At 62.6% G+C, this 7,800-nt stretch carries 10 protein-coding genes; 6 read left to right on the plus strand and 4 right to left on the minus strand.

From position 1 onward, the window contains the following. The 5 genes from AB5Z09_RS00715 to hypA form a co-directional block, all read left to right on the plus strand. Nucleotides 1-1,407 (plus strand): Sua5/YciO/YrdC/YwlC family protein (locus tag AB5Z09_RS00715; RefSeq protein ID WP_368194396.1); only part of this gene is annotated, 1,407 nt, incomplete at its 5' end. 5 nt (nt 1,408-1,412) lie between these two features. Continuing rightward, entirely contained in the window at nt 1,413-1,664 is a 252-nt protein-coding gene (locus AB5Z09_RS00720) for a HypC/HybG/HupF family hydrogenase formation chaperone (RefSeq protein WP_368194398.1), read from the plus strand. Further along, nucleotides 1,658-2,770, plus strand: a complete 1,113-nt coding sequence (gene hypD / locus AB5Z09_RS00725) for a hydrogenase formation protein HypD (RefSeq protein WP_368194400.1) — start codon at nt 1,658-1,660, stop codon at nt 2,768-2,770. Before AB5Z09_RS00720 ends, hypD begins: the two co-directional genes overlap by 7 nt. Next, nucleotides 2,767-3,771 carry a hydrogenase expression/formation protein HypE gene (gene hypE / locus AB5Z09_RS00730; protein WP_203976435.1) on the plus strand — a complete coding sequence of 335 codons (1,005 nt, stop codon included), beginning with the start codon at nt 2,767-2,769 and terminating at the stop codon, nt 3,769-3,771. Before hypD ends, hypE begins: the two co-directional genes overlap by 4 nt. Before the next feature lie 69 nt (nt 3,772-3,840). Continuing rightward, a complete protein-coding gene (gene hypA / locus AB5Z09_RS00735; protein ID WP_024944968.1) occupies nt 3,841-4,182 on the plus strand; it encodes a hydrogenase maturation nickel metallochaperone HypA in 342 nt (113 codons plus the stop codon). Here hypA and AB5Z09_RS00740 read toward each other — a convergent pair. Continuing rightward, complete coding sequence (locus AB5Z09_RS00740) at nt 4,160-4,516, minus strand: hypothetical protein (RefSeq protein ID WP_368194402.1); 357 nt, start codon at nt 4,514-4,516, stop codon at nt 4,160-4,162. The two genes, hypA and AB5Z09_RS00740, sit on opposite strands and share 23 nt — an antisense overlap. On the opposite strand from AB5Z09_RS00740, the gene hypB reads away from it, so the two are divergent. Beyond that, entirely contained in the window at nt 4,403-5,293 is an 891-nt protein-coding gene (gene hypB / locus AB5Z09_RS00745) for a hydrogenase nickel incorporation protein HypB (protein ID WP_368194409.1), read from the plus strand. The genes AB5Z09_RS00740 and hypB overlap by 114 nt on opposite strands. Before the next feature lie 350 nt (nt 5,294-5,643). On the opposite strand, the gene AB5Z09_RS00750 is transcribed toward hypB, so the two are convergent. The 3 genes from AB5Z09_RS00750 to AB5Z09_RS00760 all read right to left on the minus strand — a co-directional run. Then, entirely contained in the window at nt 5,644-6,285 is a 642-nt protein-coding gene (locus AB5Z09_RS00750) for an ATP-binding cassette domain-containing protein (protein ID WP_368194404.1), read from the minus strand. Next, the gene (locus AB5Z09_RS00755; RefSeq protein WP_368194406.1) at nt 6,285-7,073 is read right to left on the minus strand and encodes an ATP-binding cassette domain-containing protein; all 789 of its coding nucleotides are present in this window, start codon (nt 7,071-7,073) and stop codon (nt 6,285-6,287) included. Before AB5Z09_RS00755 ends, AB5Z09_RS00750 begins: the two co-directional genes overlap by 1 nt. Beyond that, nucleotides 7,067-7,800, minus strand: a 734-nt coding sequence (locus tag AB5Z09_RS00760; protein ID WP_368194408.1) for an ABC transporter permease, incomplete at its 5' end; no start/stop codon positions are given. The genes AB5Z09_RS00760 and AB5Z09_RS00755, both read right to left, overlap by 7 nt.

Below are 7,800 nucleotides of genomic sequence, written 5' to 3' on the forward strand. Positions count from 1 at the left end.
ACCCCGCTCCATCAGCTGCTGCTGGACGCCTGCGCCATGCCGCTGGTGGCCACCAGCGCCAATGGTCGCGGCAGCCCGATCCTGATCGACTGTGAGGCAGTAGTCAGGGAACTCGGCAGCGAGATTGACGGCATCCTGGATCACAACCGCCCCATCCTGCACCCGTGCGACGACAGTCTGGTGCAGTGGGCAGGCGGGCGACGCCAGACGTTGCGCCTCGCCCGGGGCTATGCCCCCTGCACTCCCAGCCTGCAAGAGGCTGTCAAGGCGCCGCTCTTGGCTGTCGGGGCTCAACAGAAGAACCAGCTGGCGCTCGCCTTCGGTCGCCAGCGCATCTACAGCCCCTATATCGGCGATCTGCACAGCCTGCCGATGCAGCAGCACTTCGAGCAGACCCTGGCCACCTTTCGCGATCTCTACGATCTCAACCCCGAAGTTCTGGTCTCGGATCGCCACCCGGGCTATCTCAGCCATAAGTGGGCCAAAAGCTATTGCCAGAATCAAGGTGCAACCCATCTCGAGGTGCAGCACCATCACGCCCACCTGCTGGGGGTGATGGCCGAGCACAACATCACGGGCCCGGTGCTGGGTGTTGCCTTCGATGGCACCGGCCTTGGCGATGACGGCACCCTCTGGGGCGGCGAGCTGCTGATCGCAGACGTTCAGGGATTTGAGCGGGTTGCCCACCTTGCCCCCTTCAAGCTGATCGGCGGCGAGGCGGCCATCCGCGAGCCGGTACGTCAGCTGCTGGGGCTGCTGTTTGAATCGCACACTCCTGAGCAGATCAGTGCCCTCGATATTCCGTTGGTAAGCAAGCTACCTATCGAGCGGATCAGCAACCTGCACCAGCTCTGGCAGCTCGGTCGCAACGCCCCCTACACCAGCTCCATTGGTCGGCTATTCGATGCCGTGGCGGCGCTCTTGGGAGTGATCGACACCCCCGATTACGAGGGCGAAGCGGGACTCCTGCTGGAGGCGGCCGCCTTGCAGCTCACCCCCGACGAACAACCCTTCCCCCTCGCCTTTGATCTCAGCCAATCAACAGAGGGGCCACTGCAGATCGAGTGGGTAGAGCTCATCAATACCCTTGTCAGCGAGCAGAGAAAAGGCACCTCCACCGCTAGCCTGGCCGCCGGCTTTATCCGCGCCATCAGCAATCTGGTTGTTGCCCTTGCCGAGTGCTTCCCCGGCTATCCGGTGGCGCTCGGGGGCGGCGTTTTTCAAAACCGGGTGCTGATGGACCAGCTGGTGCCCGCTCTCGAAGCAGCCGGTCGGCGGGTATTGACCAGCGAAACCCTGCCGCTCAATGACGGTGGCATCGCCGCCGGTCAGCTCTGGTTTGCCATCCACCATTTTGCCACGCATCAGCCTGTCACAACCGGTTGTGCCACCTTGTCGGAGTCCTGAAATTCATGTGTCTATCCATCCCCTCTCAGGTGGTGCAACTGCACCCCGAAGATAACTGCGTCACCGTCGACACCCTCGGGGTGCAGCGGCGCGTCAGCTGCATGCTGCTCGAAGAGCCCCTCAAGCTGGGGGACTATGTGCTGCTCCATATCGGCTTTGTGATGAGCAAGATTGACGAAGAGGAGGCGCAGGCCAGCCTCGAGAGCTTCCGCCAGATAGTGGCCCTGATGCCCAAGCAGGATATTTTGCCATGCTGACCCTCAATGATCTCTTTCAGGGCTTTCGTCAGCCCGAGGTGATCCGCGCCCTCGCCGCGCAAATTACCGAACTGGCAAAAGATCTGCCCGAACCGCTGCGGGTGATGGAGGTGTGCGGTGGCCATACCCACACCATCATGAAGTACGGCCTGCACCAGCTGCTGCCGGCCAGCATCGAGTTTGTCCACGGCCCCGGCTGCCCGGTCTGCATCATGCCTAAAGAACGCATCGATCAGGCCATCGAGCTGGCGAGCCAGCCCAGCGTCATTCTGGTCACCCTGGGGGACATGATCCGGGTGCCGGGCTCCAAAGGTACGCTGGCCCAGCAGCGGGCCAAGGGGAGCGATATCCGCCCGGTCTATGACCCCCTCGACGCCCTGCGCATCGCCAAAGAAAACCCGGAAAAAACCGTGGTCTTCTTCGCCATCGGTTTCGAGACCTCTACCCCGATGACCGCCGCCTTGCTGGCCGCCGCTGAAGAGCAAGAGGTCGATAACCTCCTGTTTCATATCAACCATGTGCTGGTGCCCCCCGCCATTCATGCTGTGATGGCCGACGGGGTGGCCAAGGTGAACGCCTTTATCGGCCCCTCCCACGTCAGCGTCATCACCGGCGCCGATATCTACCTGCCCATCGTCGATCGCTATCAGGTGCCCGTGGTGGTGAGCGGCTTCGAGCCGGTGGATGTGATGGAGGCGCTCTTGATGATGGTGCGCCAGAAGGTGGAGGGTCGCTACGCGCTGGAGGTGCAGTACAGCCGCGCCGTCACCGCCAGCGGCAATAAAGCCGCCCAGCGGCTGGTCGAGCGATTTTTCGAGACCCGCGAGCACTTTCGCTGGCGAGGTCTGGGGGATATCAACGCCTCCGCCCTGCGCCTGCGCGATGCCTTCGCCAAGCGCGATGCGGAGCGTCACTTTGCGCTTAATCAGACTCCCATCGATGACCACAAGGCGTGCCAGTGCGCCGATATCTTGCGCGGCCTGGCCAAGCCAAACCAGTGCAAAGTCTTTGGCCGGGGCTGCACCCCGACCCAGCCCATGGGCAGCTGCATGGTCAGCTCCGAAGGGGCATGCAATGCCTACTACCGATATATGGGGATCCAATGAGAGAAATTCAGTTAAGCCACGGTGGCGGCGGTGTAGAAATGAACCAGCTGATCAACCAGCTCTTCTTTCGCCACTTTGGCAACGAGATCCTGCTGCGCGGTGAAGATGCCGCCCTGCTGCCGGTAAACGGCCCCGTCGCCTTTACCACCGACAGCTTTACCGTCTCGCCGCTCTTCTTCGAGGGGGGTGATATCGGCAAGCTGGCCATCGCCGGTACGGTCAACGATCTCGCCATGATGGGGGCCAAGCCCGAGTATCTGAGCTGCAGCTTTATCATCGAGGAGGGCTTTCCCTACGCCGATCTGGCCCGCATCGTCGAGTCGATGGCAGCAGAACTTGCCAACAGCGGTGCCCGCATTGTCTGCGGCGACACCAAGGTGGTGCCCAAGGGAGCCGCTGACAAGATCTTCATCAACACCAGCGGGGTCGGCACCTTCCCGCTGCCTGAGCAGAGCCGGGGCATCTCGGTACGCAACCTCAAGGCCGGTGACACCATTCTGGTGTCGCGGGATATCGGCAGCCACGGCGCCTGCATCCTGATGGCCCGTGACGCCCTGCAACTGGGCTCCGATCTCAAGAGCGACTGCACCACCCTCTGGCCGCAGGTCGAAGCGCTGCTTAAAGCTGGTATTACCCCTCACGCCCTGCGCGACGCCACCCGCGGTGGCCTTGCCGCCGTGCTCAACGAGTGGAGCAGCGCCTCCCAAGTGGCCATAGAGCTGGAGGAGTCCGCCATTCCGGTGTGCGATCCGGTGCGCGGCCTGTGCGAGCTCTACGGTTTCGAGCCCCATGATCTCGCCAACGAGGGAACCATGGTGCTGGCCCTGCCTACGGAACAGGCGCAGGACGCACTGGGCATCTTGCGGCAATTCAACCCCACCGCCAGCCAGATCGGCGTGGTGCAGGCAAGCGATCGCCACAAGGTGATCCTCAATAACCCCTGGGGTAGCCGCCGTTATCTGGAGCTGCCGCAGGGGGAGCTGCTGCCGCGGATCTGTTGAGCAGCCATGCCGTTCCGTCAATTACAGGGAGGAGTCACTGCTCCTCCCCATATCGGTTAAGGAGCCACCATGCACGAAATGTCTCTGGCCATGGCTGCCATCGATCTGGCGGCCGAGCAGGCCACCCAGCGGGGGTTTACCAAGGTGACCGCCCTCTGGCTCGAGGTTGGCAGCTTCTCCTGCGTCGACCCGGACACGATTGCCTTCTGTTTCGAGGCGGCCGCCAAGGGCACTGCCGTCGAAGGGGCCCAGCTTCACTTTCAGCACCAGGCGGCAGAGGCCTGGTGTTACGACTGCAACCAGACGGTCACCCTCACCGAGCGCGGGCAGGCCTGTCCCGAGTGTGGCGGATACAAATTACGAGTCGCGCAGGGTGATAGCCTGCGCATCACCGACATCGAGGTAAGTTGATATGTGTAGCGTATGCGGATGCGGCCAGGCGCGGATCGCCGGCCATGAGCACGATCATGAACATCACCATGAACATGGTCATGAGCACGACCATCATCATGCTCATGATGCCCATCACCATCATGACCACGAGCAGGGTGCGCCGCGCACCCTGATCATTCACCACCACTATCACCATCAGGGGGATGTCCATCACCACTACCACGGGGTGCGGGCTCCCATAAGCTATGAGGGGCATGATCACCCCCATGAGCACCACCATGATCACCCCCACGACCATCATCATGATCATGTCCACTCTCATGACCACGGCCATTCCCACGCGCATCCCCATGATCACAGCCATGACCATGACCATGACCATGACCATGACCATGACCATGACCATGACCATGACCATGACCATCAGCAGGGTGATCTGCACTACGGCAAAGGGGAAGCGGGATTGTCGGTTCCAGGCATGGGGCAGCGTCAGCTGATCGCCATCGAGATGGACGTGCTGGCCAAGAACAATGCGCTGGCGGCCCACAACCGCGAGCACTTCACTGCCGCAGACCAGCTGGTGCTCAATCTGGTATCTAGCCCGGGTTCAGGCAAAACCACCTTGCTGTGCGAAACCCTGCGCCTGCTGGCCGAAAAACGTCCCTGCGCCGTGATCGAAGGGGATCAACAGACCAGTGCCGATGCGGATCGCATCCGTGCTACTGGCGTCCCTGCCGTGCAGATCAACACCGGCAAGGGCTGCCATCTGGATGCCAAAATGGTTCACGACGCCTGCCACCAGCTGCCCGCCCATCAAGGGGGCATCCTCTTTATCGAGAACGTGGGCAATCTGGTCTGCCCCGCCAGCTTCGATCTCGGCGAGAAGTACAAGGTAGCGATCCTCTCCGTCACCGAGGGGGAAGAGAAGCCGCTGAAATACCCGGACATGTTTGCCGCCGCCCAGCTGATGGTGATCAACAAGATCGATCTGCTGCCCTACGTCAGCTTTGACGTGGCCCGCTGCATCGAGAACGCCAAACGGGTCAACCCCTATATTCAGGTGATCCAGGTCAGCGCCACTACCGGCGAAGGGATGGATGCCTGGCTCAACTGGCTGGCCACGGCCTGAACCAGAACCGGTTAAATGCCGTTACCAACGGCGGATAGCAAGAGAGGGAGGCTGATGCCTCCCTCTCTTTTATCTGTAGACCTTGTCGGTCATGCTATCCGTCCAAAATGGCCAGCATCCCACACTCGCTTCCCCTCACCCTAGCCCTCTCCCCAGGGAGAGGGAACCGGTTTGTGGATGCCGCGGCTATACGACGCCCTCAAACCCCTCAGGGGGCTTCGAGCATAACAACCAGCCATATTTTCAAACCCCGAATTTTTCCAAACCCTAACCCCGGGCGGGTGAGATGGCACCGTCTGCCCCCTTCTCCCCTTGCGGGAGAAGGGCTGGGGATGAGGGGGAACTAACCCTCAGGCCGCATTTTCAGCCAATACACCAGTCACGGGCTGCATCTCACCAAAGCGCAGCACCCGATGACAGATCTGACGCAGCAGTGCCTGCTGGTGACTGAAGACAAGCATGGCGAGGCCGCGCTGCTCGCACTCAACCATCAACTCCCGCCAGAGCTGGCGCTGAATTTGCGGATCCAGCTGGGCAGTCACCTCATCGGCAATCAGCAATCGGGTGCGGGGATCGAGGGCGCGCAGCAGCGCGATGCGGGCCAGCTCACCGCCGGAGAGTTGGCCGGGTTTACGACTGAGCCACGCAGGCTTGACCATAAAACGTGCCAGCATGGCGTCATCGGGACGCCATACGTCCCAGAGCGCCTGGCCGGTGGTGCGATAGGGATTGAAAGTGAGTTCCGGGTGCTGGGGCACCAGCTGGATGGGGTTATAACCTTTTACCTGTTCAGGCACCGGCTGCCCATCCAGCAGGATCTGCCCGCCGGCCCCAACCGGTTGCCAACCCGCCAACACTCGCCCCAACGTGGTCTTGCCATGGCCGCTCGGAGCGGAGATGCCAAGCCGTTCGCCCGCTTTCACCGTCAGCGATAACCCCTGCCAGAGGGGGCGTTCCCCCTGGGAGATGGTGAGATTTCGTACTTCCAACATCAGGAAACCTCCGGCACAGAGAAGAGCGCATTGAACTCGGGCAGCGCCTGCCAGTGGGCACGGAGCATCTCGCTCCCCTGCCCCTGGCGCAGATGGTGGCAGCTCAAGGTGTCGCTCACCTGCCCCTGATGGAGCGCCACGATGCGATCGGCAAAGCGGGCCGCCAGCGCCAAATCGTGGGTCACCCAGAGGATGCCGCTGCCCTGATTGGCCAATTCACGCAACTGGCCGAGCAGCTGGCAGGCCAACCCTTCATCGAGCCAGGCGGTGATCTCGTCCGCCAGAATGTAGCGGGCACCGCCGAGCGCCGCGGTGCAGGCCAGAATGCGCTTGGCCATGCCGCCGGAGAGCTGGCGTGGAAATCTGTCCAGGGTGGTCGCGGGCAGCTGGTAGCGCATCAGTTGCTCGCCGAGCCGCTCGCGAGAACCGCTCTGGCCGCAGAGGCGCGCTGCGCGGCCCAACTGGCGCTCCACCGTCAGCAGCGGATTAAGGGCGCTTACCCCCTGCGGCACATAGCAGAGGGTGTGACCGCGCAAACGGGCCCGGCTGGCGTCGCACAGAGGCGTGCCATCGAGGGAGATGGTGCCGCGCATCCGCAGGTTGTCCGGCAGCAATGTCAGAGCGCTTTGCAGCAGCAGGCTCTTGCCCTCGCCGCTCCCCCCCACCAGCGCCACTATCTCCCCCGGTGCCAGTTGCAGGCTGAGATCGGTCAGCAATGGCTGCCAGCTGCGTCGCCCCAGCCAGGAGTAGTGGGCCGCCTCTATGGTCACCTGATCAAAACTCAGCATGGTTCACTCCTGTGCCACAACAGCTGTTGCAAGGCGCGGGTAGCCTGATCAAACAGCAACACCAGCAGCAGCAACATCAGTCCCGGGAAGAGGGCTAGCCACCAGCCACCGCCGGCCAGATAACGCAGGGCATCGGCCAGCAGCAGGCCCAGCGAGGCCTCGTGGGCCGCCAGCCCAAAGCCGAGAAAGCTCAAGGCCGCGCTGTGCAGCACCGCATGGGGAAACATCAGCAAAGTCCCGATAAACCATTGGGGCAACAGCCCCGGCAGCAGGTGGGTGCGCCAGCGACGCAGCGCCCCCATCCCCTGACAGCGGGCCAGCACCACATAGTCGCAGCAGGCGATCCGCCGCGCTTCTGCGCAGAGGATCAGCGCGAGCTTGGGCCAGTGGGTGAGCGCCACCGCCAGGATCACCCCGCGCATACCGCCCCCCACGGTGAAGCAGATCAAAATCAGCAGCAGCATATGGGGCAGCGCCAGCATGGCGTCGATCACCATTCGTACCGCCGCATCACATCTGGGGTGAATGAGCGACACGCTGGCTGCCACCATGGCCAGCAGGCCACTGCAGAGAGCCGTGCTGATGCCAAGCTCCAGACTGGTGAGGGTGCCCTGAAAGGCGCGCAACCAGAGATCCCGCCCCATCTGATCGGTGCCAAACCAGTGGGCCAGCGAGGGGGGCTGCTGGCGCGCCAGCAGATCCATCGGCACATCCTGATGAGAGAGGC

Source organism: Aeromonas sp. R2-2 (genome assembly GCF_040908355.1).
GTDB lineage: Bacteria > Pseudomonadota > Gammaproteobacteria > Enterobacterales > Aeromonadaceae > Aeromonas > Aeromonas veronii.